The 25,331-nt window shown below is 72.1% G+C and carries 30 protein-coding genes and 1 tRNA gene; 13 read left to right on the forward strand and 18 right to left on the reverse strand.

Translation table 11 applies throughout. The features are described from left to right. Positions 1 to 3 precede the first annotated feature (3 nt). Both P2T37_RS12500 and P2T37_RS12505 read right to left on the reverse strand, forming a co-directional pair. Positions 4 to 237: a hypothetical protein gene (locus P2T37_RS12500; protein WP_276234285.1), complete on the reverse strand. Its 234-nt coding sequence runs from the start codon at positions 235 to 237 to the stop codon at positions 4 to 6. Between the two features lie 31 nt (positions 238 to 268). Beyond that, a complete protein-coding gene (locus tag P2T37_RS12505; protein ID WP_276234286.1) occupies positions 269 to 556 on the reverse strand; it encodes a hypothetical protein in 288 nt (95 codons plus the stop codon). Positions 557 to 692: 136 nt separating this feature from the next. Here P2T37_RS12505 and P2T37_RS12510 point away from each other — a divergent pair, with 136 nt between their 5' ends. After that, the gene (locus P2T37_RS12510; protein WP_276234287.1) at positions 693 to 836 is read left to right on the forward strand and encodes a hypothetical protein; all 144 of its coding nucleotides are present in this window, start codon (positions 693 to 695) and stop codon (positions 834 to 836) included. A 125-nt stretch (positions 837 to 961) separates the two neighbouring features. Here the strand turns inward: P2T37_RS12510 and P2T37_RS12515 are convergent, their stop codons facing one another. The 3 genes from P2T37_RS12515 to P2T37_RS12525 all read right to left on the reverse strand — a co-directional run bounded on the left by P2T37_RS12515 (position 962) and on the right by P2T37_RS12525 (position 3,118). Beyond that, positions 962 to 2,146, reverse strand: coding sequence for an alpha-hydroxy-acid oxidizing protein (locus P2T37_RS12515; protein ID WP_276234288.1), 1,185 nt, complete (start codon positions 2,144 to 2,146; stop codon positions 962 to 964). A gap of 30 nt (positions 2,147 to 2,176) precedes the next feature. Further along, entirely contained in the window at positions 2,177 to 2,770 is a 594-nt protein-coding gene (locus P2T37_RS12520) for a protein sorting system archaetidylserine decarboxylase (protein WP_276234289.1), read from the reverse strand. 72 nt (positions 2,771 to 2,842) lie between these two features. Further along, complete coding sequence (locus tag P2T37_RS12525) at positions 2,843 to 3,118, reverse strand: hypothetical protein (RefSeq protein ID WP_276234290.1); 276 nt, start codon at positions 3,116 to 3,118, stop codon at positions 2,843 to 2,845. An 88-nt stretch (positions 3,119 to 3,206) separates the two neighbouring features. Between P2T37_RS12525 and P2T37_RS12530 the strand changes: the two genes are divergently transcribed. Continuing rightward, entirely contained in the window at positions 3,207 to 3,698 is a 492-nt protein-coding gene (locus tag P2T37_RS12530; protein WP_276234291.1) for a P-loop nucleotide/nucleoside kinase family protein, read from the forward strand. A 36-nt stretch (positions 3,699 to 3,734) separates the two neighbouring features. Then, complete coding sequence (locus tag P2T37_RS12535; protein WP_276234292.1) at positions 3,735 to 5,441, forward strand: ABC1 kinase family protein; 1,707 nt, start codon at positions 3,735 to 3,737, stop codon at positions 5,439 to 5,441. Here the strand turns inward: P2T37_RS12535 and P2T37_RS12540 are convergent. From P2T37_RS12540 to P2T37_RS12550, 3 genes are all read right to left on the reverse strand, one after another. After that, complete coding sequence (locus tag P2T37_RS12540; RefSeq protein ID WP_276234293.1) at positions 5,419 to 6,741, reverse strand: glycerate kinase type-2 family protein; 1,323 nt, start codon at positions 6,739 to 6,741, stop codon at positions 5,419 to 5,421. The genes P2T37_RS12535 and P2T37_RS12540 overlap by 23 nt on opposite strands. A 199-nt stretch (positions 6,742 to 6,940) precedes the next feature. After that, positions 6,941 to 7,015 (reverse strand) — tRNA-Glu (locus P2T37_RS12545). A 77-nt stretch (positions 7,016 to 7,092) separates the two neighbouring features. Continuing rightward, on the reverse strand, positions 7,093 to 8,268 hold the full coding sequence (locus P2T37_RS12550) for a helix-turn-helix transcriptional regulator (RefSeq protein WP_276234294.1): 1,176 nt from the start codon (positions 8,266 to 8,268) through the stop codon (positions 7,093 to 7,095). A 96-nt stretch (positions 8,269 to 8,364) separates the two neighbouring features. Here P2T37_RS12550 and P2T37_RS12555 point away from each other — a divergent pair, with 96 nt between their 5' ends. Continuing rightward, positions 8,365 to 8,724, forward strand: a complete 360-nt coding sequence (locus P2T37_RS12555) for a DUF5518 domain-containing protein (protein WP_276234295.1) — start codon at positions 8,365 to 8,367, stop codon at positions 8,722 to 8,724. On the opposite strand, the gene P2T37_RS12560 is transcribed toward P2T37_RS12555, so the two are convergent. The 4 genes from P2T37_RS12560 to P2T37_RS12575 all read right to left on the reverse strand — a co-directional run bounded on the left by P2T37_RS12560 (position 8,721) and on the right by P2T37_RS12575 (position 11,934). After that, positions 8,721 to 9,206, reverse strand: a complete 486-nt coding sequence (locus tag P2T37_RS12560) for a dihydrofolate reductase (protein WP_276234296.1) — start codon at positions 9,204 to 9,206, stop codon at positions 8,721 to 8,723. The two genes, P2T37_RS12555 and P2T37_RS12560, sit on opposite strands and share 4 nt — an antisense overlap. Beyond that, positions 9,203 to 10,207 (reverse strand): thymidylate synthase, encoded by a 1,005-nt coding sequence (gene thyA, locus P2T37_RS12565; protein ID WP_276234297.1) that lies wholly within the window; start codon positions 10,205 to 10,207, stop codon positions 9,203 to 9,205. Before thyA ends, P2T37_RS12560 begins: the two co-directional genes overlap by 4 nt. Before the next feature lie 53 nt (positions 10,208 to 10,260). Continuing rightward, positions 10,261 to 10,638 carry a DUF7528 family protein gene (locus P2T37_RS12570; RefSeq protein ID WP_382211857.1) on the reverse strand — a complete coding sequence of 126 codons (378 nt, stop codon included), beginning with the start codon at positions 10,636 to 10,638 and terminating at the stop codon, positions 10,261 to 10,263. Between the two features lie 150 nt (positions 10,639 to 10,788). Next, a complete protein-coding gene (locus tag P2T37_RS12575) occupies positions 10,789 to 11,934 on the reverse strand; it encodes an LEA type 2 family protein (protein WP_276234299.1) in 1,146 nt (381 codons plus the stop codon). An 88-nt stretch (positions 11,935 to 12,022) separates the two neighbouring features. Between P2T37_RS12575 and P2T37_RS12580 the strand changes: the two genes are divergently transcribed. Genes P2T37_RS12580 through P2T37_RS12595 form a run of 4 tightly spaced genes read left to right on the forward strand, consistent with a single transcriptional unit; the run spans position 12,023 to position 13,729 of the window. Beyond that, on the forward strand, positions 12,023 to 12,211 hold the full coding sequence (locus tag P2T37_RS12580; RefSeq protein WP_276234300.1) for a DUF7525 family protein: 189 nt from the start codon (positions 12,023 to 12,025) through the stop codon (positions 12,209 to 12,211). A 39-nt stretch (positions 12,212 to 12,250) separates the two neighbouring features. Then, on the forward strand, positions 12,251 to 12,469 hold the full coding sequence (locus tag P2T37_RS12585; RefSeq protein WP_276234301.1) for a DUF7123 family protein: 219 nt from the start codon (positions 12,251 to 12,253) through the stop codon (positions 12,467 to 12,469). A gap of 34 nt (positions 12,470 to 12,503) precedes the next feature. Further along, positions 12,504 to 12,926, forward strand: a complete 423-nt coding sequence (locus tag P2T37_RS12590; RefSeq protein WP_276234302.1) for an SRPBCC family protein — start codon at positions 12,504 to 12,506, stop codon at positions 12,924 to 12,926. Further along, positions 12,923 to 13,729, forward strand: a complete 807-nt coding sequence (locus tag P2T37_RS12595) for a nitrilase-related carbon-nitrogen hydrolase (RefSeq protein WP_276234303.1) — start codon at positions 12,923 to 12,925, stop codon at positions 13,727 to 13,729. The genes P2T37_RS12590 and P2T37_RS12595 overlap by 4 nt, the downstream gene beginning before the upstream one ends. Positions 13,730 to 13,865: 136 nt before the next feature. Here the strand turns inward: P2T37_RS12595 and P2T37_RS12600 are convergent, their stop codons facing one another. Beyond that, complete coding sequence (locus P2T37_RS12600; protein WP_276234304.1) at positions 13,866 to 14,897, reverse strand: Gfo/Idh/MocA family protein; 1,032 nt, start codon at positions 14,895 to 14,897, stop codon at positions 13,866 to 13,868. A gap of 91 nt (positions 14,898 to 14,988) precedes the next feature. On the opposite strand from P2T37_RS12600, the gene ribH reads away from it, so the two are divergent. Both ribH and P2T37_RS12610 read left to right on the forward strand, forming a co-directional pair. Next, the gene (gene ribH / locus P2T37_RS12605) at positions 14,989 to 15,399 is read left to right on the forward strand and encodes a 6,7-dimethyl-8-ribityllumazine synthase (protein WP_276234305.1); all 411 of its coding nucleotides are present in this window, start codon (positions 14,989 to 14,991) and stop codon (positions 15,397 to 15,399) included. Then, positions 15,396 to 16,547: a pyridoxal phosphate-dependent aminotransferase gene (locus P2T37_RS12610; protein ID WP_276234306.1), complete on the forward strand. Its 1,152-nt coding sequence runs from the start codon at positions 15,396 to 15,398 to the stop codon at positions 16,545 to 16,547. The genes ribH and P2T37_RS12610 overlap by 4 nt, the downstream gene beginning before the upstream one ends. On the opposite strand, the gene P2T37_RS12615 is transcribed toward P2T37_RS12610, so the two are convergent. Both P2T37_RS12615 and P2T37_RS12620 read right to left on the reverse strand, forming a co-directional pair. Continuing rightward, on the reverse strand, positions 16,548 to 18,140 hold the full coding sequence (locus tag P2T37_RS12615) for a bacterio-opsin activator domain-containing protein (protein WP_276234307.1): 1,593 nt from the start codon (positions 18,138 to 18,140) through the stop codon (positions 16,548 to 16,550). A 53-nt stretch (positions 18,141 to 18,193) separates the two neighbouring features. Further along, entirely contained in the window at positions 18,194 to 20,092 is a 1,899-nt protein-coding gene (locus tag P2T37_RS12620) for a Hef-associated nuclease (protein WP_276234308.1), read from the reverse strand. Positions 20,093 to 20,252: 160 nt separating this feature from the next. Between P2T37_RS12620 and P2T37_RS12625 the strand changes: the two genes are divergently transcribed. Both P2T37_RS12625 and P2T37_RS12630 read left to right on the forward strand, forming a co-directional pair. Then, positions 20,253 to 20,741: a Mov34/MPN/PAD-1 family protein gene (locus tag P2T37_RS12625; RefSeq protein WP_276234309.1), complete on the forward strand. Its 489-nt coding sequence runs from the start codon at positions 20,253 to 20,255 to the stop codon at positions 20,739 to 20,741. After that, positions 20,738 to 21,163: an FAD synthase family protein gene (locus P2T37_RS12630; protein WP_276234310.1), complete on the forward strand. Its 426-nt coding sequence runs from the start codon at positions 20,738 to 20,740 to the stop codon at positions 21,161 to 21,163. The genes P2T37_RS12625 and P2T37_RS12630 overlap by 4 nt, the downstream gene beginning before the upstream one ends. Before the next feature lies 1 nt (position 21,164). Here the strand turns inward: P2T37_RS12630 and P2T37_RS12635 are convergent, their stop codons facing one another. Genes P2T37_RS12635 through P2T37_RS12645 form a run of 3 tightly spaced genes read right to left on the reverse strand, consistent with a single transcriptional unit; the run spans position 21,165 to position 24,807 of the window. Continuing rightward, positions 21,165 to 22,739 (reverse strand): phospholipase D-like domain-containing protein, encoded by a 1,575-nt coding sequence (locus tag P2T37_RS12635; protein WP_276234312.1) that lies wholly within the window; start codon positions 22,737 to 22,739, stop codon positions 21,165 to 21,167. Positions 22,740 to 22,770: 31 nt separating this feature from the next. Beyond that, positions 22,771 to 24,060 (reverse strand): HEAT repeat domain-containing protein, encoded by a 1,290-nt coding sequence (locus P2T37_RS12640; protein WP_276234313.1) that lies wholly within the window; start codon positions 24,058 to 24,060, stop codon positions 22,771 to 22,773. A gap of 39 nt (positions 24,061 to 24,099) precedes the next feature. Continuing rightward, on the reverse strand, positions 24,100 to 24,807 hold the full coding sequence (locus tag P2T37_RS12645; RefSeq protein WP_276234314.1) for a protein sorting system archaetidylserine synthase: 708 nt from the start codon (positions 24,805 to 24,807) through the stop codon (positions 24,100 to 24,102). 95 nt (positions 24,808 to 24,902) lie between these two features. Here P2T37_RS12645 and P2T37_RS12650 point away from each other — a divergent pair, with 95 nt between their 5' ends. Next, positions 24,903 to 25,310, forward strand: a complete 408-nt coding sequence (locus P2T37_RS12650) for a plastocyanin/azurin family copper-binding protein (RefSeq protein WP_276234316.1) — start codon at positions 24,903 to 24,905, stop codon at positions 25,308 to 25,310. Positions 25,311 to 25,331: the final 21 nt, after the last annotated feature.

The following is a 25,331-nucleotide window of genomic DNA, read 5'->3' on the forward strand; positions in this document are numbered from 1 at the left end:
GGCTCAGCCCCGGGTCACGCGCGCCGCGGCGGCGCGGAGCGTGCGGGGCGGGGCGAGCAGGCGGAGGGCCGGGGTCGCCACGAGGACAGCCACCGCCGCGAGGCAGGGGCCGGGGGCCGTGGCGACGGCCAGCGGGGTCAGGACGAACAGCGCGCCCGCGAGGGCGGCACTGAGGGCCGCGGCGGCGGGTCGGGCGGCTGTGGCGGCTGTACGCGTACGGGTGTCGGGTGCGTGCATCGGTTTCGGCGGAGGGGCGTTCGTGGGCTGTTCATCGTTCCTCGCAGCGCTCGACGCCGACGACGCCGAAGCCGTCGCCGAGGGTTTCGGCGGGGTCGGCGCCGTCGGGCAGTTCGAGTTCGAGGTCGGCGGTCACCTCGACGTACAGGTCGAAGGCGTCGGGGCGCATGCCGCCGATGCGTTCGACCTCGACGCGGCGGACCGCGTCGACTTTCTCCAGGACGCTCCGCGCGCCCTCGTCGAGGCTGCCGGCCTCGCCGCGCGGGACGCGGAGTTCGAGGTCGGCTCTCGCCTCCGTGGTGGGTAGATGGACTGACATCGCACGCCCCCGGCGCGATTCGAACGCGCGTCCGCTGGGGACACCGGTGGCTATCGGGGGTGCTGTGGCTGGCGTTCGGGCGGGCGACCCTCGCGCGGCGCGAGGGACACGGGCGTCGCGACACGCGGGCGTCGCTGTGCGAGACGAGTGGTCGAAGGAAGATGAGCCCCGACCCGTCGCCTCGCACGACGGGACGGTTCCCGCCTACGCGGCGCGGGTCGGGGACGGCACACGGTTGCCCGCGACCATCCACTTCCCCGCGCCGCGCTCCGCGCTGTAAGCGGACGCGAACGCGATGGTGTGGGAAGTGGTGGTCATGATGGGCCTCCGTGACTCCGTGTTCACGTCAACGGATAAGGGGAAGTATATTAATCTTTGTTCAGGGATGTCAACGCACGACACACCTTACGGGAGCTCGGACTCGTGGGTGAGCGCGTCGCGGTCGAGGCCCGCCACCGAGTCGTGGCCCGCCAGGCCGAGCGAGAGGTCGAAGTCCGCGAGGAAGTTCGCGAGGACGGCCTCGACGCCCGCGGCCCCCTCCAGCGCCAGCCCGTACACGTAGGGCCGGCCGAGCAGGACGAGGTCCGCGCCGAGCGCGAGCGCCTTCAGCGCGTCCGCGCCGCGCCGGACCCCGGAGTCGAAGCCGACGAACGCCTCGTCGCCCACCTCGTCCACGACCCGCGGCAGGGCTTCGAGGGCGGCGACGGAGCCGTCCACCTGCCGGCCGCCGTGGTTCGAGACGACGACACCGTCCGCGCCGTGCTCCAGCGCGCGTCGGGCGTCCGCCGCCGAGAGGATACCCTTCACGACGACCGGGAGGTCCGTGTTGTCGTGGAGCCAGTCGAGGTCGTCCCACGTGAGCGAGGCGTCGCCGAACGTGTCGAGGAAGGCCTGCGCGGTGGCGAGGGTGTTCTCCTCCGGCGCGTGGTCGAGGCGGTCCACGAAGGCGTCGTCGCTGGTGTAGTTCGCGATGCCGACGCCCTCCAGATACGGGAGGTAGGCGTTCTCCAGGTCGCGCGGCCGCCAGCCGACGAGCGGCGTGTCCACGGTGACGACGACGGCCTCGTAGCCCGCGTCCTCCGCGCGGTCGAGGAACGACGCGGCGAGGTCGCGGTCCGGCGACCAGTAGAACTGGAACCACCGCGGCGTGTCGCCCAGTTCGTCGGCAACCTCCTCCATCGCGTACGAGGAGACGGTCGAGAGACACATCGGCACGTCCTGCGCCGCGGCGGCGCGCGCGCTCGCCAGTTCGCCGTCCTCGTGCACGATGGACTGACAGCCGATGGGCGCGAGCATCACGGGGACGTCGAACTCGGTGCCGAAGGCCTCGACCGAGAGGTCGCGGCTCTCGACGCCCTTCAGCATCTCCGGCTCGATGCGCCAGCGGTCGAACGCGGCCTCGTTGTTCGCGGCCGTCCGCTCGCCGCCCGCCGAGCCCTTCACGTAGCCGAGCGCCTTCTCGTCCATGGCGTCGAGCGCGGCGCGTTCGAGTTCCTCGAACCCCACCGGCACGTCGGGGGTGACCTCGGCGAGTCCGTTGACGTATATCTCGGTGACGCGGCTCCGGCCGCGCGTTTCCTCGTCGCTCATACCCGCGCCTGCGACCCCCGGAGCAAAGAGCTACCGGCGCGCCAGCGTCTCGCCGGCCCGCACCTCGTCGCCCGTCGCGACGGCGAGGTCCGCCCGCGTCACGTCCGCGGGCATCACCACGTCGGCGCGCGACCCGAAGGAGATGTGGCCGACGCGCTCGCCGCGCGCGAGGTCGTCGCCCGCCTCGGCGTACGGGTGGATGCGCCGCGCGAACCAGCCGGCGATGAGGACCGCGGTCCACTCGCCCGCCGGCCCGTCGCCGTGGATGCGGAGCCGCTCGTTCCGCTCGGAGTCCTTCGAGAACGCCGGGCGGTACGCGCCGGGGACGTGTTCGACGCCGGTCACGCGGCCGGGCAGCGGCGCGCGGTTGACGTGGACCGACAGCGGCGACATGTATACCCCGACGCGGACCCGGCCGTCCTCCTCGCGGACGACGGAGACGGTGCCGTCCGCGGGAGAGACGACGCCCGCGCCCGCCGGCCGCGGCGGGTCGCGGTGGAAGGCGACGACGGCGACGGCGAGCGCGGCGAGCGCGACCCCGGCGGGGGCGAAGAGGAAGACCGCCGGGAGCGCCGCGAGCGCGGGCACCGCGGCCAGCCGCCACGCGCCCGGAGCGATATCCATGCTCTCGGAGGGGGACGCCGGAGCCAAACGACTGTCGGTCGCCGCCGAGTCGGCCGGTTCGGCTGACAGGTCCTACTCCTCGGCGCCGGTCTCCTCGGCGACGACGACGCGCGTCTCGACGGCGGCGACGCCCTCGGGGAGCGCGGCCAGCAGGTCCGCGACGGCCGTCTCGTCGGCCCGCGCGTGGAGGTTTCCGAACGCCGTCTCCCCCTCGACGGTCGCGTGGGGCGCGACGGCCTCGCGCAGGGCATCGATGGGGGTGCCGTCGTCCGGGCGGACGACGAGCGCCGCCTCGGCTCCGTCGGTCGGGTCGTCGCGCATCGTCCGCACCGCGGGCGAGAGGTACATACCACGGCTCGCTCCCGCGGGCCGAAAACGGTGTCGCGTCCCGCCCGGACTCGCAAACCATTAGTAGCGACTCCCGCTCGCTTCGGCCGTGAACACCCCCACGCTGGTCGTCGTCTGCGGGCTCCCGGGCGCGGGCAAGACCACCGTCGCGGAGGAGGTCGCCGACCGGCTGGACGCCGCCATGCTGCGGACGGACGTGGTCCGCAAGGAGCTGTTCTCCGACCCCGACTACACCGACGCGGAGGCCGAGGCCGTGTACGACGAACTGTTCGCCCGCGCGGCCGACGCGCTCGCCGACGGGAACGTCGTGCTCGACGCCACCTTCCGAACCCGGGGGTTCCGGGAGGGCGCCCGCGCGACGGCCGACCGGGCCGGCGCCGACTTCCGGCTCGTCTCCGTCGAGTGCGACGACGCCGTGGCCCGCGAGCGCATCCGCTCGCGCACCGACGACGAGTCGGACGCCGACATCCGCGTGTACGAACTGTTCCGCGACGAGTACGAGCCCGTCGAGCGGGCCGACCTCGTGGTGGACAACTCCGGGGCGCTCCCGGAGACGTTCGCCCAGCTCGACGGCCTGTAGGGACAGCCACAAGAGCCGTCCCCCCGTAACCCGAGCGTGTCACGACGCGAGCGCGAGGAGGCGGTCGAGCCGAACACCCGGACGACCCTCCGCCGGTTCGTCGCGGTCGTCCGCGCGTTCCTCCCGCTCGCCGTCGCCTACGCCCGCGACCGCCGGCGCTTCCTCCTGTTCGGCGGTCGCCGCGAGGTCGACGTCGAGGACCGCCGCCGCCGCGCCGCGTACCTCCTCTCGGTCCTGCTCGACCTCGGGCCGACGTTCATCAAGGTCGGACAGATACTCTCGACGCGGCCCGACGTGCTCCCCCCGGCCTACATCGAGGAGCTGTCGTCGCTCCAGGACGAGGTGCCGGCCGCCGACTGGTCGCTCATCGAGCCGGTCGTCGAGGCCGAACTCGGCCCCGTGGACGAGTACTTCGACGACTTCGACCGCACGCCCATCAGCGGCGCGTCGCTCGGGCAGGTGTACATCGCCCGCCACGACGGCGAGAAGGTCGCCGTGAAGGTGCTCCGGCCGAACATCCGCGAGCGCGTCGAGGCCGACCTCGTCGTCGTGGAGACGCTGCTCCCGCTCGTGTTGCGGTTCGCCCCGCCGGGACAGGCGTTCACGATGGAGAACCTCGCCGACGAGTTCGCGACGACCATCCGCGGCGAGATGAACTACGCCGACGAGGCCGCGCGCCTGAACGAGGTGCGCGACAACTTCGCCGACGAGCCCCGGGTCGTGGTGCCGCCCGTCGTCGCGGAGCGGTCCACCGAACGCGTCCTCACGATGGAGTACGTCGAGGGGACGAAGATAACCGACGTGGACGCGCTCGAATCGGCGGGCATCGACCCCTCGGAGCTGGTCGAGCGGCTCGCGGAGGCGTACTTCCGGATGATCGTCGAGGACGGGGTATTCCACGCCGACCCGCACCCCGGGAACCTCTCGGTGCTCGACGACGGGAGCATCGTGTTCTACGACTTCGGCGTCGTCGGGCGGCTCTCCGAGCAGCGGCGCGACCAGATACTCGACTTCTACGTCGGGCTGGCGCGCGACGACATCGACCGCGTCATCGACGCGTTCGTCGAGATGGGCGCGCTCGACCCCGACGCCGACCGCGACCTCATCCGCGAGGTGTTCGGGCTCGTCATCGAACAGCTCCGGGGACAGACGTTCGACAACGACGAGATACAGCAGTACGTCCGGGAGTTCCAGGCCGCCGTCGGCGACGTGTCGGACTTCCCGTTCCGCCTGCCGCAGGACCTCGCGCTCATCGTCCGCGTCTCGACGGTGCTCGAGGGCGTCACCCGCACGCTCGACGACGACTTCGACTTCATCACGACGGTCACCGACCTCGTGCGCGAGCGCTCCGGCGAGGAGGTGTCGGGTCTCGCCCGCGAGGAGATAGAGGGACAGGCGCGCGCCACGGTCCGGGGGCTGCTCGCCGTGCCCGTCCTCGCGGACGACGTGGCCGACACGGCGCTGCGCGGCGGGACGCTCGTGAACACCCTGTACGCGGACGACCCGAAGCCGTTCCGGCTGTTCGCGGCCCGGCTCGCGCTCGCGCTCGGCATCGGCGTCGGGGGGCTCGCCGCGACGGCGATGTACGTCTTCGGCGCGCCCTACGCGGCCGCCGGCTTCGGCGTCGTCGTCGCGTTCGCCGCGCTCGTGCTCGCGCGCACCTTCCGCCGCCCCACGAACAGGGGCATCGCGGCCGGCGCGCGCGTCGGCGCACGCAGCGTCACCCGGAACCGCGACCGCTGACGACGAGCACCCGGAGGTCGTTCACGTTCGTCCCGGTCGGGCCCGTCCCCACGAGCGCCCCGCGCTCCCCGAGATACGTCGCCGCGTCGTGACCGTCGAGCGCCCGCTCGGCCGCGCGGCGGTCGTGTACCGTTCCCTCGTCAACGACCGCGCCCGCGGCCTCCGCGTTCCCGTCCACCCCGTCGGTGTCGGCGGCCCCAACGACGATGCCCGGCTCCGAGAGTTCGAGCGCGGCGCTCAGCGCGAACTCCGTGTTCGGCCCGCCGACGCCGCCCGAGTCGCCCGAGCGTCCCAGACGAACGGTCGTCTCGCCCCCCGAAACGACGACCGCCGGTGGCGCAACGGGGTTCGCCGTGGCCCGTATCTCCTCGGCGACGGCGACGTGTGTCTTCGCGGCTTCGCGGGCCTCCCCTCGGACGCGCGTCGAGAGTAATAGGGGTGCGTGGCCGGCTTCGCGCGCCTCGGCCATCGCCGCCCGCGCCGCGGTGTGAGCGTTCGCGAGCACGTGGCTCGTCACGCGCTCGAAGGCCGAGTGGTCGGCGACCGGCGTCTCCCCGACCTCGCCGCGCGCGCCGGCGTCGAGCCGTTCACGGACCTCCTCCGGCAGGTCGAGGCCATACCGCTCCGCGACGGCGAGCGCGTCCCCGTAGGTCGTCCCGTCGGGCGCGAACGGCCCGCTCGCGACGGTCCCGAGGTCGTCGCCGACCACGTCCGAGAGCGCGAGGACGACGGTTCGCGCGGGCGCCGCGGCGACGGCGAGGCGCCCGCCCTTCGACGCCGAGAGGTGTTTGCGTACCGCGTTCGCCTCCGCGATGGTCGCGCCGCTCGCGAGCAGTTCGTCCGTCGTCGCGCGCAGGGCCGCGAGCGTCACGTTCCCCGCGGGCGCCGGCAACAGCGCGCTCCCGCCGCCGGTCACGACGGCGAGGACGAGCGTGCGGTCGTCGGCGTCGCGGAGCAGGTCACGGACCCGGCGCGTTCCCTCGACCGCCGCCGCGTTCGGGCGCGGGTGACTCCCCGCGACGCACTCGACGCGGTCGGTGTCCGCGGGCTGGTCGGTGACGACGAGGCCCCCGTCGATGCGGTCCCCGAGAGCGGTCTCGAGCGCGACGGCGACACGCCCGGCGGCGTTGCCGCCCCCGACGACGAGGACGCGGTCGTAGTCGGCGAGGTCGTACGTCGCGCCCGCGACGCGGAGCGCGTCCCCGTCGAGCGAGACGGCGCCCGCGACCACGCGCTCCGGGCGCGCGGCGTCGATTCCCGCGTCGAGACACCGGCGCGCGAGCGCGTGAGGGTCGGTCATCGGGGGGAGGTGGCGGCGCGGCTACGAGAAGGTTGGTACTCGCCGTGTAGTTCGTCGCAGAATGCTCCGGCAGGGATTTGAACCACGTTCGAACGTGCTCGCTCCGCTGTGCGCGTTCGGCCTCCTTCGAAATCGCGCGTCCGCGCGAACGGGCGAGCGACACGCGGGGCGGTCGCTCGCTGTGTAGTTCGCGAAAGGATGCTCCGGCAGGGATTTGAACCCTGGTCATCACCGTGAGAGGGTGATATGATTGGCCGGACTACACCACCAGAGCACGTCGTTCGACGCATTATCCGGTAGCGCGGTGGATAGTATAACCGTTGCGTTTCGGGCCTGCCGTGGCCCGGTTTCTCACTCCTCGTCGTCGAACGGGGAGCCGGCGGCGTCGGGTTCGTGGCCCGCGAGCGAGACGATGTTCTCCCGGCCGACCCGGAGCTTCGAGAGGGTTCCCTCCTCCTCCATATCGGAGAGGAGCATCGAGACCTTCGACTTCGACCAGCCGGTCTCCTCGACGATGTTCACCTGTTTCATGCGACCGCCGCGCTCCTCCAGCATGGCGACGACGCGGTCCTCGTCGCTCATCAGCTCCTCGTCGCTGATTTCGGGTTCGGCCGCGACCGCCGCGCCGCCGGCCCCGCCCGCGTCGTCAGCGCTCGCTGTCGCCGAGCCGTCGTCGTCCCCGAGCGCGCCCGAGCGGTAGGCGTAGCCGCCGGCGAGGCCGACGAGGAGGACGACGGCGAGCGCGACGAGCGGGAGCGCTCCGAACCCGCCACCCGGGGCGTCGTCGGTGGGCGTGTCGCTCCCGTCGGTCGCCGTGGCTGTCGGGCCCGTGTCGCCCCCGTCGGTGGTGTCGGTGACCGGCGGGCCGAACACCGCCCGCGGCCGCTCGTCCGCGAAGGAGCGCTCGCCCTGCCACGTCACCGAGTCGCTGTCGGCGAGCGAAGCCGGGTCGCCCTGCGAGTCGGGCGGGGGGGCGACGCTCCGGAAGTCGAGCGCCGGGCCGGGCCGGACCACGAGCGACTGGCTGGCGCCGATGTAGAGGCCGCCCTCGAACACGTCGCCCACGACCACGCGGTCGCCATCGACGCGCGCGAAGTTCGTCCACCGGAACGACATCCGCACGATACCCTCCGGCGCGTCGGTGCTGGAGACGCCCTCGTCCACCTCGGCGCTCCGCCGGAACGCGGTCGCGGCCATCTCCCGTCCGGTGACGTTCGTCCCCTCGGCGGTCAGCGCCTCGGCGTCGGCCACGAAGCCGGTGTACAACTGCGTCTCGTTCGTCTCGAACTCCGCGGCGTAGTCCCGGAAGGCCTCCTCCTCGGAGGCGTTCTCCAGCGTGCGCCGGAAGGTGAACGTCCAGCGCGCGGACCCGTTCGCGTACACCGTGATGCCGAACTGCGTGCGGTCGAAGTCCTGTTGGGTGAGTTCGGCCGGCGGCGCCGCGGCTGCTCCCGGTGCCGCGCCGGCACCGAGGCCCGCAGTCGCGAGCAGCAGCGTACACACGACGGCGAGAACGGGCCGCGTCATCTACTCCCCCAACGCCCGGCTACGTATAAAGACACGCGGAACGCGTATCGGTCGCCCGGCGACAAGACGTTTGTGCCGGGGCGGCGAAGTCCCTCCATGGGCAAAGGCGATACCCTCCTGAACGCCGGCATCGGCGCCGTCGCCTCGGTCGTGCTCGCGTTCCTCCCCTTCGGCATCGTCCTCGGCGGGGCCGTCGCGGGCTATCTCGACTGCCGGCCGGACGACTACCGGGCCGGCGCGCGGGTGGGCACGCTCACCGGCCTGCTCGCGCTGCTCCCGGTGTTGGGAATCCTGTTCACCGTCGGCGCGTTCCTCGGCCTCGGCTTCCTCCCGCTCGAAGTCGCCGGTCTCGGCGCCGTCCTCCTGTTCGTCGTCGTGGTCCTCTCGGCCGGCTACCTCGTCGGCGGCGGCGCGCTCGGCGGGGTCGTCGGGGCGGCGCTCGTCGACGAGCTCTAGCGCTCGTAGGTGACGAACGCGAGCCCCTCGCGCGCCTCGCGGGCCGTCTCGGTCCACTCCGGCCCGAGTTCGGGGAAGTACGTGTCCCCCTCGTACGCGTCGTCGAGTTCCGTCAGGACCAGCCGGTCCGCGCGCGACATGAACGCCTCGTACACCGTCTCGCCCCCGACGACGTACACCACGTCGTCGCGCTCGGCCGCGAGCGCGAGCGCCTCGTCGGTGCCGCCCGCGTGGACCGCGCCCTCGGGCAGGTCGAGGGCCGAGCGCGACAGGACGACGTTCGTGCGGTCGGGGAGCGGCCCGTCGATGCGGGCGACGATGGACTCGTAGGTCCGCCGGCCCATCACGACCGGGTGGCCCGTCGTGAGCTGTTTGAAGTGCTTCAGGTCCTCCGGGTAGTGCCACGGCATCGTGCCGTCGCGGCCGATGACGCCGTTCGCGGCGACGGCGGCGACGAGCACGACCTCCGGCTCCCGGCTCATTCCGCCACGGAGAACGCTAGCCCGGGCGCGGGGTCGTACCCGGACAGCTCGAAGTCGTCGAAGGTCAGGTCGTCGAGCGGCTTGTCAGCCACCTCGACCGTCGGGCGCTCGCGGGGTTCGCGCGACAGCTGGGTGAGGAGCCCCGGTACGTGGTCGTAGCCCGTCTCGTCGTCGGCCTCGTCCGGAGCCGCCGATTCGAGCCACTCGCGCACGTCGCGGTACTCCTCGCGGTTCCCGACGTCCCCGAGGCGTGCCTGGAGCCGGTCGAGGTTGTCGGCGTACCACGCGCCGCGCTCGCCGGCGCCGCAGTAGACGTGCGCGTCCACGACCGTGTGGCCGAACTCGCCCACGTTGAGGCCCGTGCGGTTGGCGACGGCGTGGGTCAGAAGCGAGTACGCCGCGATGTTGAACGGGACGCCGAGCGCGATGTCGCCCGACCGCTGGGTGAGGTGGGTGTGCAGCCGGCCGTCGCGGACGTTGAAGACGAAGGTGTAGTGACACGGCGGCAGGGTCGAGACGGCGGCGTTCGCGGGGTGCCACGCGTTCACGACGATGCGTCGGGAGTGGGGGTTCTCGTTCAGCTGGTCGACCGCGTAAGCGAGCTGGTCGAAGGTACCGTCGTCGTTGCGCCACCGGTGGTCGTCGTCGGGCCACGACTCGCCGGGGAGCCGGGCCTCGTCGTCGGGGACCGGGTACCGTCGCCAGAAGCGGCCGTACGCGGTGTCGAGCCGCCCCTCGTCGTCAGCCCACGCGTCCCATATCCCCGTCTCCTCGCTGAGGCTCCGGACGTGCTCCTCCCCGGAGAGGTACCACAGCAGTTCGTGGATGAGGCTGTTCCAGCGGAAGCCGGAGAGCTTCTTCGTCGTGAGAAGCGGGAAGCCGTCGGCGAGGTCGACGGTGTAGTGGCGCGAGAAGCCCGACACCGTGTCCACGCCGGTCCGGTTCGGCTTGTAGCCGCCGTCGGCGAGCACGTCCGCGACGAGGTCGAGGTACTGACGCATTCGTTGTCCTACGGGTACGGGGGCCGCTACATAACGGTTGCCTGCCGCGCCGGTCAGTCGTCCGCCACGGCCTCCGCGCGCGGCTCCCCGCCCGGGGTTTTCTCCGCGACCAGCGGGCTCCGCGACGCCAGCCGGCAGTCGAACGCGGGGTGCTCCGCGAAGTGGCGCACCAGCATGTGTCGGCGGGACCCGGTGATGCCGGTCCGGGCCGCATCCTCGGCGCCGAAGCGGTCGGGCAGGCGCGCGAACAGCCGCTCGGCGCGCGCGAAGGAGTCGAACACCTTGCGGTTGCCCGCCGAGTCGGCCCCGCGGCGCGCGACGACGTAGCTGCCGTCCGCGCGGTGTTCGCCGGTCGTCCGCAGGAACTCGCGGCGGTCGGTCATGGCGTCGTCGACGGCCGCCGCCAACCGCTCGGCGTCGGCGCGCGACAGGCGGTGCTCGTCGCCGTCGATACACAGGACGATACGGCCGGCCTCGCTCCGTGCGGTCGGCTCCTCAGAGGAGAACGCGACCAGGAGCGTCGGGACTCCGGTGCATGTAGCCGTGGGTACCCGTGCCGGCGTGAAAACCCTGTCGGGGTATCAGATGATGCCGCCGTCGTCCGTGGGCGTCGCGGTGGGGGACGACGTGGGCGTGGCCGTGTCCTCGTCCGTGCCGACGGTAGGCGTGTCGACGAGGCCGCCGTCGTCCGTCGGGGTGGGTGTGGCGGTCCCGTCGCCGTCGGTCGGCGTCGGGGTCGCGCTCCCGCCGGTGTCCGTCGTGTTCGTCGCGTTCTTCGTCCCGAAGATGTCCGTCTCGATGGTCCGCTCGTAGGTCAGCGCGTCGAGCGGGATGCGGAGCGAGTTCCCCGTCGGCAGTTCGACGCGAGCGTAGAAGTCGATGCGCAGGTCGGTCACCTGCCCGTTCTCCAGGTGCGACACCCACCACTCGTCGAGCCGCTGATTGCGGATGACGGGCACGGTCCGAATCGTCTCCCGCGTGCCGCCCTCGACCACGTACGGCTCGTCGGTGACGCCCTCGCCGACGGTGACGTTGTTCATCGTCACGACGTACCCAACCTCGGTCAGCGTGTACGGCTCCAGTTGTGGGTTGTACACGTCGAAGCGCATGTCAATGGGCGTCTCGTCGGCGGTGACGGTGCCCCACGAGGCGCGCGTCGCGTTGACGTAGAGGACGGGGTTCTCGTAGAGGGGGTTCGACGGGCCGGAGACGGGCCGCGTCTCGTTCGAGTTGAACTGCGAGATGATGTCCGTGTTCACCTGCTGGCGCTGCTGGAGGGCGAAGTTCCGCCCGCCGAGTATCGACGCGGTCACGTTCGCGTCGATGGTGACGTTCGTCGTCTCGTCGTTGCGGACGTGGCTCGCCCACCAGGCCGGTATCTTCCGGTTGTCCATCCGGGTCGAGAAGTTCAGCGTCGTGTTGCCCGACTCGATTCCGACCCCCGACTTGTTCCCCGCGGCGATGGCGACGTCGTTCATCCTGATCGTGTAGTCGATGTCGGTGCCGCCCAGCCGAACCCCGATGGGGTTGGGGTTGGTGACGAGCAGGTCGGTGTTCACGACGGTCGTCTCGTCGGTCACGTCGCCGAAGGAGTTGCTCACGCCGGCGACGCCGGGGACGCCGACCACGCCGAGCGCGAACGCTCCGCCGACGCTCGCGACGAGGAGGCCGAACGCCGTCGCCGCGACCTTCAGTTTGCTACCGAGCAGCAGCGCGCGAACGTCCATTGGCGGGGAGGGTAGCGCCGCGGGCAAAACGGCTTCGGCCGGGGGCCGCGAACGCGAGGATTAAGTGGCAGTCGTCGGAAGCGTGGGTATGGAGACTTCACAGGGTTCGGACCGCCGGATGGGGTTCAGCATGCTGTTCGGCGTCGTCGGCCTCGTCGGCGCGGTCGTGATGCTCGTCGCGGCGCTGGGCGACCAGCTCGTCCTCTCGGGCTACGGCTTCGCGGCCGCGATGCTGGGCGCGACGTTGGTCGTCGCGGCGCTGCACCTCTACGAGTGACGGCGCAAGCTTAAGACCGAGGACACACTATACGGGGGTATGCCCGACGACACGAACGAACGCATCCTCGATCACCTCCGCGAGCGCGCCGCGGTTGGTGACCGGTACTTCCGTGCGAAACACGTCGCCGACGCCCTCGGCATGACCGCGAAACAGGTCGGCGCGCGCCTGCCCCGCCTCGCCGAGGAGTCCGAGGACGTCGACATCGAGAAGTGGGGGCGCGCCCGCTCGACGACGTGGCGCGTCACGCCGGAGTAGTCGGTTTTTTGCCCTCGCCGCGACTCGGTCCGTTATGACCGTACGGGTCGAGCGGACGTTCGAGTTCGACGCACCCCCCGAGGACGTCTGGGACTTCATCGCCGACCCGGAGAAGCGGGCGAGCCCCATCAGCGTCGTCTCGGAGTTCGAAACCACCGGCGAGTACACCGCGACGTGGCACGTGAAGCTCCCCATCCCCGTCATCAACCGCACCATCCCCATCGAGACGGAGGACGTCGAGCGCCGCGAGAACGAGTACGTCCGGTTCGTCGGGAACGCGAGCGTGATGCGCGTCCAGGGCGAACACGAACTCGAAGCCACGGAGACCGGGTCGCGGCTCCACAACCGCTTCGTCGTCGAGGGGAAGGTCCCCGGCCTCGAACGCTTCTTCAAGCGGAACCTCGACGACGAACTCGACAACATCGAGCGGGCCATCCGCGAGGACCTCGACCGATGACCCGCGTCGTCTGTGCGCAGATTCGCGTCGAGAACGCCGACGTGACGGGCAACGTCGCGCGCGCCGTGGCGGCGGTCGAGGACGCCGCCGCGGAGGGCGCGGACCTCGTCGTTCTCCCCGAGATATTCAACGTCGGCTACTTCGCCTTCGACAGCTACGACCGCGCGGCCGAACCGCTGGACGGACCCACGCTCACCCGGGTCCGGGAAGCGGCCGCCGAGAACGACGTGGGCGTGTTAGCCGGGTCCATCGTGGAGGACCTCGCGGCGAGCGACGAGGGCCCCGCCGACGAAGGGCTCGCCAACACCTCCGTCCTCTTCGACCGGGCCGGCGAGCGGCTGGCCGTCTACCGCAAACACCACCTGTTCGGCTACGGCTCCGCCGAGACCGAACTCCTGACGCCCGGCGAGGACCTCGCGGTCGCCGAGTTCGACGGCCACACGGTCGGGATGACGACCTGCTACGACCTGCGGTTCCCGGAACTGTACCGCGCGCTCGCGGAGCGGGGCGCGACGCTGGTCTGCGTGCCGAGCGCGTGGCCGTACCCCCGCGTCGAACACTGGAAGCTCCTGCCGAAAGCGCGCGCCGTCGAGAACCAGCTGTACGTCGCGACGGCCAACGGCTCGGGGAGCTACGAGGGCGCGGAACTGCTCGGGCGCTCCTCGGTGTACGACCCGTGGGGAACGACGCTCGCCTCGTCGGACGACGACCCGGCGCTCGTCGCGGCCGAGGCCGACCCCGAACGCGTCGCCGCGGTGCGCGAGGAGTTCCCCGCGTGGCGGGACCGGCGGGGCGACGTGTGACCCCGAAGTGGTAGCTTTATCAGGGAGGGGGGAATAGTATCAATCGCCGGAAGCGACGCTTTTCTCGTCGTGACGGCAACAACCATCGCCGCGCCCACACGGCGGGTACGCCCGGCACCCGCCGTCACCTCGCCTCTCACTCCGCGTCCGCGTATATCGCGTCCATGAGCCACACGTCCGCCAGCCCGTCGGCCCCGTCCGGGCCGATGTCGCTCCCCGTCAGGACGGCGTGCGCGAAGTAGTCGAACTCCTCGCGCAGTTCCCCGCCGCCCGCGCCCGTTATCTCGTAGGAGCCGTCGCCCGTCTCGACGACGAGCCTGCGGCCCCGGTTCGGCTGGAAGGCGTCGAACAGGCGGACGACGCCCTCGCTCCCGTACACCGCGAAGTCGGCGTTCGGGTGGCCCGAGAAGGAGGCCGTGAAGTTCCCCGTCGCGTCCGGGAACGCGACGCGGAAGGAGACGTGTTCGTCCACGTCCGCGTACGGGCCGCCCGTGCGCGTCCGCCCCGAGACGGCCTCGGGTTCGGCGCCGAGCAGGTAGCGCGCGGCGTTGAGCGGGTACACGCCCACGTCCATCAGCGCGCCGCCGCCCGCGAGGTGCGCGTCGAGCCGCCACTGGTCCGGGCCGCGAGAGCCCATCAGCACGGGGAAGGTGAAGTCGCCCGCGAACTTCTCCACCGCGCCGACGCCGCCCGCGTCGAGGAACGCCTTCAGCGCGCGGAACAGCGGGTCGGCCTGCATCCGGTAGGCCGTCATCAGGGGGACGCCCGCGTCCTCGCAGACCGCGACCACTTCCTCGGCTCGTTCCGGAGTCGCCTCCAGCGGTTTCTCGCAGACGACCGCCTTCCCCTGTTCCGCGGCCGTTTCGACGTGCGGGAGGTGGAGGCGGTTCGGCGTCGCCACGTACACGGCGTCGTACGCGTCCGCGAGGTCGCCGGCCGCGTAGCCGTCGTAGTCCGTCGTTTCGAGGCCGTGGCCGTCGGCGACCTTCTCGCGGTTCTCGGCGCTGCCGCTCACCCCGACGGTCGCCTCGACGTAGTCGCAGTCGCCGATGCTCGGGAGCACGACGCCGCGCGCGAAGCCGCCACAACCCACGACCGCCAGCCGCACGGTCCCGTCCGCACCCGTGTCCCAGTCCCGCTCGCCGATATCGGTGAACGCCTCGTGCATGGGCGGTCGTCTCGCCGGGGGCACAAAAAGCCGGACTCCGGTCGCTTGCGCGGAGCGGCAGGTCTTTCTACGCGCCGTAGATACCCCGAGTATGGTCACACTCGGGCTGGTCGTCGCTCAGTTCAACAAGGAGCGGCCGGTCACCCACGAGATGGAGGCGGCGGGTCGCGAGGCCGCCGCCGAGCGCGGCGCGGAGATCGCCGAGACGCTGGAGGTACCGGGGGCGTACGACACCCCGCTCGCCGCCGACCGGCTGGCGCGCCGCGACGACATCGACGCCGTCGCCGTCCTCGGGGCGGTCATCACCGGGGACACCGACCACGACCAGGTCATCACGGACGCGGCCGCCCGCGGCCTGACCGACGTGTCGCTGGACCGGGACACCCCGGTCGCGTTCGGCGTCTCCGGTCCCGGCATGAGCGCGGCCGAGGCGGCCGAGCGCATCCCGAAGGGCGCGGAGGCCGTCGAGAGCGCAATCGACCTCGCGGAGGAACTCGCATGAACACGGAATTCGCTGACAGAGTCGGACGTGTCGAACCGAGCGCGACGCTCGCCATCTCCAACCTCGCCTCCGAACTGGAGGCCGACGGCGCCGACGTCGTGGACCTCTCCGTCGGGGAGCCGGACTTCCCGACCCCCGACAACGTCGTCGAGGCCGGCAAGGCCGCGATGGACGCCGGGCACACGGGGTACACCCCGTCGAACGGCATCCCGGAGCTGAAGGCGGCCATCGCCGAGAAGTTCGCCGACGACGGGCTGGCCTACGACGAGGACGAGATAATCGTCACGCCCGGCGGCAAGCAGGGGCTGTTCGAGGTGTTCATGACCCTGCTCGACGAGGGGAGCGAGGTCGTGCTGTTCGACCCCGCGTGGGTGAGCTACGAGGCGATGGCGAAGCTGGCGGGCGCGGACATCCGCCGCGTCGACCTCTCTCCCCATGACTTCCGGCTCGAACCCGCGCTGGACGACCTCGCCGAGGTCGTGAGCGACGACACCGACCTCGTCGTCGTCAACAGCCCGTCGAACCCCTCGGGCGCGGTCTTCTCCGACGCGGCGCTCGAAGGCGTGCGCGACCTCGCCGTCGACCACGACGCCGTCGTACTCTCCGACGAGATATACCAGTCCATCACCTACACCGACGGGACGCCGACCTCGCTCGGGAGCCTCGACGGGATGGTCGACCGGACCGTCACGCTCAACGGGTTCTCGAAGGCGTACTCGATGACCGGCTGGCGGCTCGGCTACGTCGGCGCGCCGGCCGACCTCGTCGCCGAGGCGTCGAAGATACACAGCCACTCGGTGTCGTGTGCGACGAACTTCGTCCAGCACGCGGGCGTCGAGGCGCTGCGCAACACCGACGACGCCGTGACGGAGATGCGCGACGCCTTCCACGAGCGCCGCGACATGCTGCTCGACCTGTTCGCCGACCACGGGAAGGAGGTACCGCGTCCCGACGGCGCGTTCTACATGATGCTCCCCGTCGCCGAGGACGACGCGGCGTGGTGTGAGGGCGCCATCGAGGACGCCCACGTGGCGACCGTCCCGGGCAGCGCGTTCGGCACGCCGGGCTACGCGCGGCTCTCCTACGCGGCGAGCGAAGAACGGCTGAAGGAGGGCGTCTCGCGGCTGGCCGAGAACGGCTACCTCTGACTACTCCCGTCTCGATTCGAGGAACGACTCCACGAGCGACCGCTCCGCCCGGCGGAGGTGGTAGTGGAGCGTCGCGGCGGAGATGTCGAGTTCGTCGGCCACCTCCTCGGCGGTCGCGTCGCGCGGCCACTCGAAGTAGCCGGCGTCGAAGGCGGCTTCGAGCGCGCCGAACTGCCGGTCGGTGAGCGAGACGTCGCCCGACCACGTCGGTTCCTCGCGCTCGTCGCCGGGGCCGTCGAGGGTGCGTTTCGCGACCAGCTTCGTCTCGGGGTACACGGACCGTACCCCCTCGACGACGGCGCGCACGTCGGTGTCGCGCGGCGCGGTGGCGACGACCGTGACGCCGCCGTCCTCGATGGTTATCTCGCGTGCCTCCGCGCCGGCGGTGAGCAGCTGTGAGGCCGCCGAGCGGGCCAGGCGGAGCTCGTACAGCGCGGAGTCGCTCTCGCCGACCGGGGTACACGACTCGACGTGGTCGGCCGCCTCCGTGTGTTCGACCACGGCCTCGGCGTCGGCGCCGTGGACGGTATAGTACTGCGTGATGTCGCCGTTCGGCTCGCGGTTCATCCACTCCATCGTGCCGGTGACGTCCGGGGCCGCCTGTGCCAGCCGCGTGAACGGCATCGCCTCGCCCGTGAGGCGGAGTTCGAGTTCGACGACCGGCTCGGAGAGGACGAGCCGCTCGGTGTGGGCGGCGTTGAGCGCGAAGCCGACGACGCGCCCGAGCTGTTCGAGGGCGCCGACCTCGACGTCGTCGAAGCCGTCGGGCCGCGACGAGTAGGCGACGAGGACGCCGCCGGCCCCCTCCCGGCCGATGGGAACGCTCACACCGGAGCGGATGTCGTTCTCCGCCGCGAACTCGCGTATCGGCTCGGGAAGCGACGAGGTGGGGATGTCGCGGACGACGCGGACCTCGCCCGTCTCGGCGGTCTCCAGCGCGGGGCGGGCGTCGTCCGTCCCGCGCCACTCCTCGGTCATCCCGTCCACGGCGCTCGTCGAGGGGCCGGCGACGGTGACCGGTTCCACCGCGCCGTCGCGGTCGAGCCGACCGATCCACACCGCGTCGTAGAGTTCCGAGTCGGCGAGCCCCTCACAGACGGCGCGCTCGATCTCCGACTGCGTCCCCGCGGCGACCAGCGCCCCGATGACGCCGCCGACCGTCTCGATTACGCGACGGTAGGTGCGGGCCCCCTCGACCTCTCCGGAGCCGCCGTCGGAACGGGGCTGTGCGACGCCCGTGACGCCGATACAGCTCCCGTCCGCGTCGGTGGCCACGGCGGCCTCGTGCCGGTGCGGCAGGGCTTCGCCGTCTTTCGTCACGACCGGCAGGTCGACGCTCCAGCTGTGGCCCGGGCCGGCGCCGTCGAGCGTCTCGCGGACGGCCGCCGAGTCCTCCGCCGTCAGCAGTCGGTCGATACCCATCCCGGACAGCTCCTCGTCGGAGTAGCCGGTGACCTCCGCGACGCGGGCGTTCCACCACCCGAGGCGGCCGTCGAAGTCGAAGTGATAGACGGCCATCGGAATCGAATTCAACGCCTCTCTCGGGACGAATCGCTCGTGGTCCGTGGGACCGTCGGCGTGCTCGTCCCCCATATATACGAGGCAACGCGAGGAACCGCAATAAGCCCGGCGGGAGTGCGCCCGCGCTACTCGACCAGCGTCGAGCGGAGCGCGTCGTCGAGTTCGGCGTCGCTCATCTTCGCGACGAGCGCGTCGAGGACCTCCTCGCGGGCGCCCGGGACGAACTTGATGGAGCCGACGACGAGGTGGCCCCCGCCGGAGACGCCCGCGCCCGGCAGCTCCTCGGTGAGTTCCGTGACCATCCGCGGGATGTCGAGGCGGACGCCGTCGGAGCGGAGGACGGCGAAGTCCGGCCCGTAGCCGATGGTGATGACGGGGTCGCCCGTCTCCTGGACCTTCCGGTCGTGGAGCTCGCCCGTCGTCTTCCCCGGCGCGGGGTAGATGAAGCGGTGGGCGTGTTCGTCCACGTCGATTCGGTAGAGGTGGGCGTCGTTCGACAGCGTCTCGTGTTCGATGTGCGGGAGCGCGTCGTCGAGCTGGCGCTCCACGTCACGCTCGGCGCGCTCCGAGAGGAACGCGACCAGCTCGCGGTGGCGCTCCTCGTCGTCGCCGAGGTCCAGCACGTCCTCGATGACGGCGTCGCCGGAGCTGTAGCGGAGCCAGTGGGCCGCGTAGTCGAGCGCCTCGCCGATGTCGTGGAGGTCGTCCTCCTCGTAGCCGGCCTCGGCGGCGAGCGCGACGTAGTCGTCCATCGCGTCGGCCCGCGAGCGGTCCGAGAGCCCGGCGACGGCCGGCACGTGGCGCAGGTCGTCGGTCAGCTCCGGCGCGATCATGCGCGCGAGTTCGACGCACATCATCCCGGTCGTGATGCGGTAGTCCTCGCCGTGGAGGTAGGGGTTGACGTGGGCGTCGACGAGCGGCTCGACGGCGTCCGGGTCCGGGTGGTGGTGGTCGACGACGACGACCGGGATGTCGTACTCCGCCAGCGCGCGGTACGCCGGCGTGTCCTCCTCGGTGGAGCCGTTGTCGAGCATGAGCAGGAGCGGGAGCTTCTGGCCGTGGCGCTCGCGGTCCTCCAGCGCGAAGTTGAGGTCGCGGGTCACGTCCTCCATCTCGTAGAACGGGGCCTTCGCCGGGAGCCGCTTGAGGAGGTGGCGCGGCGCCTGTGCGTCCTCGTGGACGGACTCGATGAACCGTTCGAGCGCGAGCTGGACGGGGACCGAGGCGCACATCCCGTCGCCGTCGGCGTGGTGGCGCACCCGTATCGGACGGTTCTCCAGCACGGCGCGCCGGAGCCGCTCGGCGACGCCGCGGAGCTCCTCGCGAACCGGCTCGAAGGCGTCCCACTCGACGAGCGGGTCGACCTCGGCCGGGGCGGCGGTCTCCGCGACCTGGTCCGCGAGACGGTCGCGCACCTCGTCGGCCGCCTCGCCGCGCAGTCGGGCGAGGTCGTCCACCTCGACCTGGAGCGCGCCCTCGCGGCTCTCGACGGTGCCCGTGACGCGGACGACGTCGTCCATCTCCACCTCGGGGTAGGCGCGCACGCCTGCCTCCTCGAAGGCGGCACAGGGGACGATGCCGGTGCCGTCGCGCACCTGGAACAGGGTCGGGCCGCCGGTCTGTTTTATCTGGACGACCTCGCCCTCGACGTGGACGACGTGGCCGACCTTGCCGGCGAGTTCGGAGACGCCGGCCTCGTCGCCGTGGCTCACCTCGACGGTGGTGAACTCGCTCGGCGCGGCCTCGTGGAAGGAGAGGTCGCCGTTCTCGCGTATCTCGGCGAGTTCGACGACGAACTCGTCGCCGACCTCGTAGTCGCCGTCGAGCACGGAGTCGTGGACGAGCCCCGAGACGTGGTCCGAGAGGTCGACGAAGACGCCGTACTCCACGACGCCGTTGACGGTCGCGTGGTACAGCGCCTCCTCCTCGACGTCCTCGAACGTACACCCGGACGCGAGCCGATAGACGACGGGGCCCGCGCGGGCCGTGCCGGCGGTTTCGCCGGCGTCAGCAGGTGGAACCATTTATACACGCTGGGTCCCGTCCGCGGTTAAGGTTTGTCACTCGGCGTGCCCGCCGCGAGCGCCCCGGAGGCGGCTCCTGTCGTCCGGTTTCCCCTCGCGCTCGCGGCGGCCGGACACCCCTATCGGAACCCTCATGGGCGGCGCGGCCGCAGTCGGAGATATGCGGCTGTTCCGGTCGAGCGAGGTCGTCGCCATCGCCGAGGACGCCCTCTCCTTCGCGCTGTCCGCCTCCGAGGACGCCCACCCGAACGAGTACATGGGACTCCTCCGCGGGGAGGACGCCCGCGACCTCGGGCTCGACCTGGAGGGGACCGTCGTCACGGACGTGCTCGTCATCCCCGGTACCACCTCCTCGCCCGTCTCCGCGACCGTCCGCTCCGAGATGGTGCCGACCGGCGCGAGTTCCGTGGGGTCGGTCCACTCGCACCCGAACGGCGTGCTCAGTCCCTCCGACCAGGACTTGCAGACGTTCGGGCGGGGGAAGGTCCACATCATCGTCGGCGCGCCGTACGGCCGCCACGACTGGAAGGCGTTCGACCGCGAGGGCGACCCGCGCGACCTCGACGTGGTCGACGTCGACCTCCCGGAGGACGCCTTCTTCGACTTCACGCAGGCGGACATCGACGCCGAACTGGGTGACCGCCGGTGAGGGTCGTCGCGCAGGGGACCTTCGACCTCCTGCATCCGGGCCACCTCCACTACCTGCGGGAGGCGCGCGCGATGGGCGACGAGCTCCACGTCATCATCGCCCGACAGGACAACGTCACCCACAAGGAGCCGCCCCTGCTCCCGGACCGCCAGCGCCGGGACATGGTGGCGGCGCTCGACCCCGTCACCGAGGCCCACCTCGGCCACACGGAGGACATCTTCGTCCCCATCGAGCGCATCGACCCGGACCGCATCGTGCTCGGCCACGACCAGCACCACGACGACGACGCCATCCGCGCGGCGCTCGCGGAGCGGGGTATCGACTGTGAGGTGGCCCGCGCCGGCCCCCGCGAACCCCGCTACGAGGGCGAGGTGCTCTCGACCGGGACCATCATCGACCGCGTCTGCGAGGAGCGCTGCTGACTCACTCGAACTCGACCCGTCGCGCCGCGAGCAGACACGCCAGCGCCGCGACGGCGAGCACAGCGACCACGCCGCCCGGCAGGGTCGTCCCCGGCCCGCTCGCGCGCCAGTCGGCGTCGAACACGCGCCGGTAGTAGTCCGCCGCGTCGCCGGTGAGCGCGAGCACAACCTCGCGGTTCGCGCGCGCGGAGTTGTCGTTCCAGTTCAGGCTCCCGAGGAGGACGGTGTCGTCGGCGACGACGCCCTTCGCGTGTATCTTCCCGTAGCCGGACGGCACGGCGAGACGCGCCTCCAGGTCCAGCCCCTCGCGCTCGGCGACGCGGTTCAGCCGCTCGACGACCGCGCCGTTGTCCTCGCGGACGTACCACGCCCCCGAGAGCAGGAGGCGCACCTCGACGCCCCGGCGCGCGGCCGCGACCGTCTCGCGGACGAAGGCCTGGTCCGGCCCGCCGACGCTCATCTGGACGACCCGGAGGGTCTCGTTCGCGGCGCGGAGTCGGGCGAGCACCGCCGACTCGGCGTTGTCCGGCGCGACGAGCAGCCGCGCGGACTCGAACGCGACGCGCTCGGGGGCGAAGGCCGTCGGGTACGTCCCGGCCGTCGCGTTGTCGGCCGCGAACGTCCGGCCCGCGCGGTACTCGTCCCACGGAACCGCCGCGCGCCACGCGAAGTCACCCTCGAAGGTGCGCGCGAGGCCCGCGACGACCGAGGGCTCCGAGACGACCGCGCCCCAGCCGCGGGAGTCCGCACCGCCCGTCCCCGAGGGCTTCCAGTTCTCGGTGAGCACGACCGCGCGGTCGTCCGCGACGGCGTACTTCGCGTGGTGGTAGGCGTACCGCGCGTGCGGCCCGGTCACGGCACGCACCGCGACGCCCGCGGCGACGAGCGTCTCGAGTCGTCGCGCCTGCGTGCGACTCATCCCGCCCACCGGGCCGCCCTCCACGAGGACGCGGACGTCCGCGCCGCGCTCGCTCGCGTTCGCGAGCGCCCGGGTCGCCCGCGCCGAGGTGAACGTGTACCCCGCGAGCCACACCCGCTCGGTCGCGTTTCTTATCGCGGCGAGCGGCGGCCCGGTCGCGTCGGGGAGGACGAACGCCCGCGCCTCGCCCGCGCCGCCCGCGACGACCGGGTAGTCGGTCGCGCCGACGGGCGTCCACGTCCCGTTCCGGTAGCGCTCGCCCTCGGGCGCGTCCCCGTAGCGGAGCGTCGAGACGGTCCGGTTCCCCCTGAGAAGCCGCAGTCGCTCGCCGGCGTTCGACAGCGCGGGGAGCGCCACGTCGAGGACGCGGCGGTCGGTTCGGTTCCGCACTCGCTCGGGCGCGGCGGTCAGGACGACGCGGCCCGAGACGGTTCGGTTCGGCAGGCGAACGCGCGACTCGCCGTCGTCGAGCGCGTACGCGCCGAGGTCGGTCCCGTCGGGAGCGGCGAGGACGACCGACTCGCCCGCGTCCCCGTCGGCGACGGGGTTCGGCACTGTCGCCACTATCGCGGGCTCGGTAGGGGTCGCGGCCGGGACGACCGCGGGCGTCGCTACGCCGGCGACGAGCAGGGCGACGAGCGCGACGGGCCGGAGCACGCGGCGCCTGGCCGCGCCCCCCGATAAGAAGTTACGCCGGGGGCGCGGCGGCGTCGAGGGCGTTGGCCGCCTTCTCGGCCTCGTTCTGGACGATGTACGAGCGGTCGCCCGCGTACTCGGCGGCCTCTTCGAGCGCGGCCTCGGTCCCGATCTGGTAGAGCGCCCACGCCGCGGCGGCGCGGACGTTGTCGCTCTCGTCCTCGGCGAGCGTGTCCGAGAGCGGCGCGACGGCGCGGGTGTCGCCGATGCGACCGAGCGCGCGAGCGGCCTGCGAGCGCACCTCGGGGTCCTCGGCGACGAGACGGTCCGCGACCGGCTGGGTCGACTCCGCGGCGCCGATCTCGCCGAGCGCCTTCAGGACGGTCTTCTGGAGCGGGGGGTTCGACTCGCCGTCGATGTAGTCGTGGAGCGTCTCGCAGGCGTCGTCGTTCCCGATCTTGCCGAGCACCTCGATGGCCGGGCGGTCGCGGCGCTGGGCGAGGCCCATCATCGCGTCGTACGCCTCGGGCGCGCCCATCCGGCGGAGCGCGGTGACGCAGTTGTCCTGCATGAAGTCGGACTCGAGGTAGTCGAGCGCCATCAGGATGCGCTCGGGGTCGTTCTCGTGCTCCGCGATGCGGACGACGCCGAGCTCCGGCGGGAAGTCCTTCCGGTTGGCCGACTCCATCCGGTCGTAGAACCCCTCGACGGTGAGCTGTTCGACGACGGTGAGGTCGTCCCACACCTCGGCGTCGTCCAGCCCGTCGGTCAGTTCGTCCGCGGCGTCGAGCAGGTCGGCGATGGTGTCGGCGTCCTCGTCGGCGTCGAGGGCGGCGTCGCCGACCGCGACGGCGACCGCGTCGAGCGCGTCGGCGTGGTCCTCCGGGAAGTCGGAGCCCTCGTCGAACGACTCGCCGAGTATCGGCTCGACGGCGTCGAGGAACGCCTCGACGGCGGCGGCCGCCTCCGACTCGCCGTCCTCGGTCCACTCCGCGTCGGTCACGTCGGCGCGCGCCTCCTCGACGGCATCGACCACGTCGCTCGCGTACGGGCCGCGCTGTTCTTCCAGCGCGTCGCGGAGGTCGGAGAGGCGCCCCTCCAGCTCCTCGCGGGGGTCCTCCTCGTCGTCGTCCTCGGGCTCGGGAAGCTCCGCGGCCTCTAGCTTCGTTCCGATGTCGTCGAGGTCCGCCTCCACCTCGTCGAGGTCGCGCTCGGTCTCGGCGGCGTCGAGGGCCTCCTCGGCCGCGTCGAGCCGCTCGTGCAGTCCGTCGGGCGTCACGTCGACGGCCGTCTCCTCGGCCTCCTCGTCGGCCGCGTCGGGCTCGTCGTCCCCGTCACTCATACCGGACTCTCCGGAGGTTGCGGAAAAGAGCGTTTCCCTTCAGTCGTCGCGCCAGTAGAGCCACGGCGACAGCAGGAGGTAGCCGAGCGCGGCCAACAGCAGCGCGAGGGGAAACGCCCCGTCGAGCGCGTCGGGTGCGAGCAGCGCGCAGGCCTGCACCACCCCGAGGATGAGGGCGTCGCCCGCTAGCAGGTCCGGGTACGTCACCGGCGCGAGCATCGCGACGGCGAGCAGCCCCGTGGCCGCGACGGCGATGAGCGGGCCGGACACGCCGCCGAGGACGGTGCCGACGGCGGTGACGTTCGCGAGCAGGAGCGCGGCGAGTACCGTCGCCGCCAGCGTCGTCTGGACGCCCTCGGTCGTGTGGCCGTCGGCGTCGAACGCCGCGTACATCCCGAGCCGGAGGACGCCGGCCGCGACGAACAGGCCGCCGGCGACGGCCGCCGCGGCGAGCAGGGTCGGGTCGAAGCCGAACCGACCGCGCACGAGCGCGAACGCGACGAGCGCCGGCGCGACGACGAACGTCGCCACGTCGGCCAGCGAGTCGAGCATCGGCCCGGCGTCGGAGGAGCCGTACCGGCGCGCGAGCACGCCGTCCAGCCCGTCGGCGATGGCCCCGAGGAGTATCAGCCGCGCCGCGAGCGACGGCTGGACCGTGGCGGCGGCCGCGGCCGCGAAGCCGAGCGCGGCGTTGGCGACCGTCACGACGTCGGCGGCGGAGAGCCGGCCGACGAACCGGGGCTGCATGTCTCGCCCGTCGCGGGTGGCTCCCTTATTCCGTTCGTTTCCGGCGTCGACGGTCGAACCACGCCGCCTATGTCCGGCAGGGCCTAATGCGGGGTATGGACCGGCGGACCTTCCTCGCGGCGCTCGGCACGGGCGCGACGGCGGCGCTCGCGGGCTGTGGCACGAGCCTCGCGGACTCCGACTACGACGTGGAGATGACGGCGAACCGCTTCCGCCCGGCCGAGATAACCGTCTCCGTCGGCGAGACGGTGACGTGGGGGAATCCCGGCTCTCGCGGCCACAGCGTCACGGCCTACGGGGGGCAGATACCCGAGGACGCCGACTACTGGGCCTCGGGCGGCCTCGGCTCGGAGTCGGACGCCCGGGCGCGCTATCCGCAGGAGGGCCACGTCGCCTCGGGCGAGACGTACAGCCACACCTTCGAGGTCGCGGGCGACCACGAGTACTTCTGTATCCCGCACGAGCGCGGCGGGATGGTCGGAACCGTCGTCGTCGAGGAGTAGCGCGGACGGCGCCGTCGCTGG

The sequence above is a fragment of the Halosegnis marinus genome (assembly GCF_029338355.1).
Lineage (GTDB): Archaea > Halobacteriota > Halobacteria > Halobacteriales > Haloarculaceae > Halosegnis > Halosegnis marinus.

Excerpts from the sequence above, each read along its gene's own strand:
- P2T37_RS12500 (WP_276234285.1), bottom strand. The coding sequence starts at position 237 with ATGCACGCACCCGACACCCGTACGCGTACAGCCGCCACAGCCGCCCGA.
- P2T37_RS12505 (WP_276234286.1), bottom strand. The coding sequence starts at position 556 with ATGTCAGTCCATCTACCCACCACGGAGGCGAGAGCCGACCTCGAACTC.
- P2T37_RS12515 (WP_276234288.1), bottom strand. The coding sequence starts at position 2,146 with ATGAGCGACGAGGAAACGCGCGGCCGGAGCCGCGTCACCGAGATATAC.
- P2T37_RS12520 (WP_276234289.1), bottom strand. The coding sequence starts at position 2,770 with ATGGATATCGCTCCGGGCGCGTGGCGGCTGGCCGCGGTGCCCGCGCTC.
- P2T37_RS12525 (WP_276234290.1), bottom strand. The coding sequence starts at position 3,118 with ATGTACCTCTCGCCCGCGGTGCGGACGATGCGCGACGACCCGACCGAC.
- P2T37_RS12540 (WP_276234293.1), bottom strand. The coding sequence starts at position 6,741 with ATGACCGACCCTCACGCGCTCGCGCGCCGGTGTCTCGACGCGGGAATC.
- P2T37_RS12550 (WP_276234294.1), bottom strand. The coding sequence starts at position 8,268 with ATGACGCGGCCCGTTCTCGCCGTCGTGTGTACGCTGCTGCTCGCGACT.
- P2T37_RS12555 (WP_276234295.1), top strand. The coding sequence starts at position 8,365 with ATGGGCAAAGGCGATACCCTCCTGAACGCCGGCATCGGCGCCGTCGCC.
- P2T37_RS12560 (WP_276234296.1), bottom strand. The coding sequence starts at position 9,206 with ATGAGCCGGGAGCCGGAGGTCGTGCTCGTCGCCGCCGTCGCCGCGAAC.
- thyA (WP_276234297.1), bottom strand. The coding sequence starts at position 10,207 with ATGCGTCAGTACCTCGACCTCGTCGCGGACGTGCTCGCCGACGGCGGC.
- P2T37_RS12575 (WP_276234299.1), bottom strand. The coding sequence starts at position 11,934 with ATGGACGTTCGCGCGCTGCTGCTCGGTAGCAAACTGAAGGTCGCGGCG.
- P2T37_RS12580 (WP_276234300.1), top strand. The coding sequence starts at position 12,023 with ATGGAGACTTCACAGGGTTCGGACCGCCGGATGGGGTTCAGCATGCTG.
- P2T37_RS12585 (WP_276234301.1), top strand. The coding sequence starts at position 12,251 with ATGCCCGACGACACGAACGAACGCATCCTCGATCACCTCCGCGAGCGC.
- P2T37_RS12590 (WP_276234302.1), top strand. The coding sequence starts at position 12,504 with ATGACCGTACGGGTCGAGCGGACGTTCGAGTTCGACGCACCCCCCGAG.
- P2T37_RS12595 (WP_276234303.1), top strand. The coding sequence starts at position 12,923 with ATGACCCGCGTCGTCTGTGCGCAGATTCGCGTCGAGAACGCCGACGTG.
- P2T37_RS12600 (WP_276234304.1), bottom strand. The coding sequence starts at position 14,897 with ATGCACGAGGCGTTCACCGATATCGGCGAGCGGGACTGGGACACGGGT.
- ribH (WP_276234305.1), top strand. The coding sequence starts at position 14,989 with ATGGTCACACTCGGGCTGGTCGTCGCTCAGTTCAACAAGGAGCGGCCG.
- P2T37_RS12610 (WP_276234306.1), top strand. The coding sequence starts at position 15,396 with ATGAACACGGAATTCGCTGACAGAGTCGGACGTGTCGAACCGAGCGCG.
- P2T37_RS12615 (WP_276234307.1), bottom strand. The coding sequence starts at position 18,140 with ATGGGGGACGAGCACGCCGACGGTCCCACGGACCACGAGCGATTCGTC.
- P2T37_RS12620 (WP_276234308.1), bottom strand. The coding sequence starts at position 20,092 with ATGGTTCCACCTGCTGACGCCGGCGAAACCGCCGGCACGGCCCGCGCG.
- P2T37_RS12625 (WP_276234309.1), top strand. The coding sequence starts at position 20,253 with ATGCGGCTGTTCCGGTCGAGCGAGGTCGTCGCCATCGCCGAGGACGCC.
- P2T37_RS12640 (WP_276234313.1), bottom strand. The coding sequence starts at position 24,060 with ATGAGTGACGGGGACGACGAGCCCGACGCGGCCGACGAGGAGGCCGAG.
- P2T37_RS12645 (WP_276234314.1), bottom strand. The coding sequence starts at position 24,807 with ATGCAGCCCCGGTTCGTCGGCCGGCTCTCCGCCGCCGACGTCGTGACG.
- P2T37_RS12650 (WP_276234316.1), top strand. The coding sequence starts at position 24,903 with ATGGACCGGCGGACCTTCCTCGCGGCGCTCGGCACGGGCGCGACGGCG.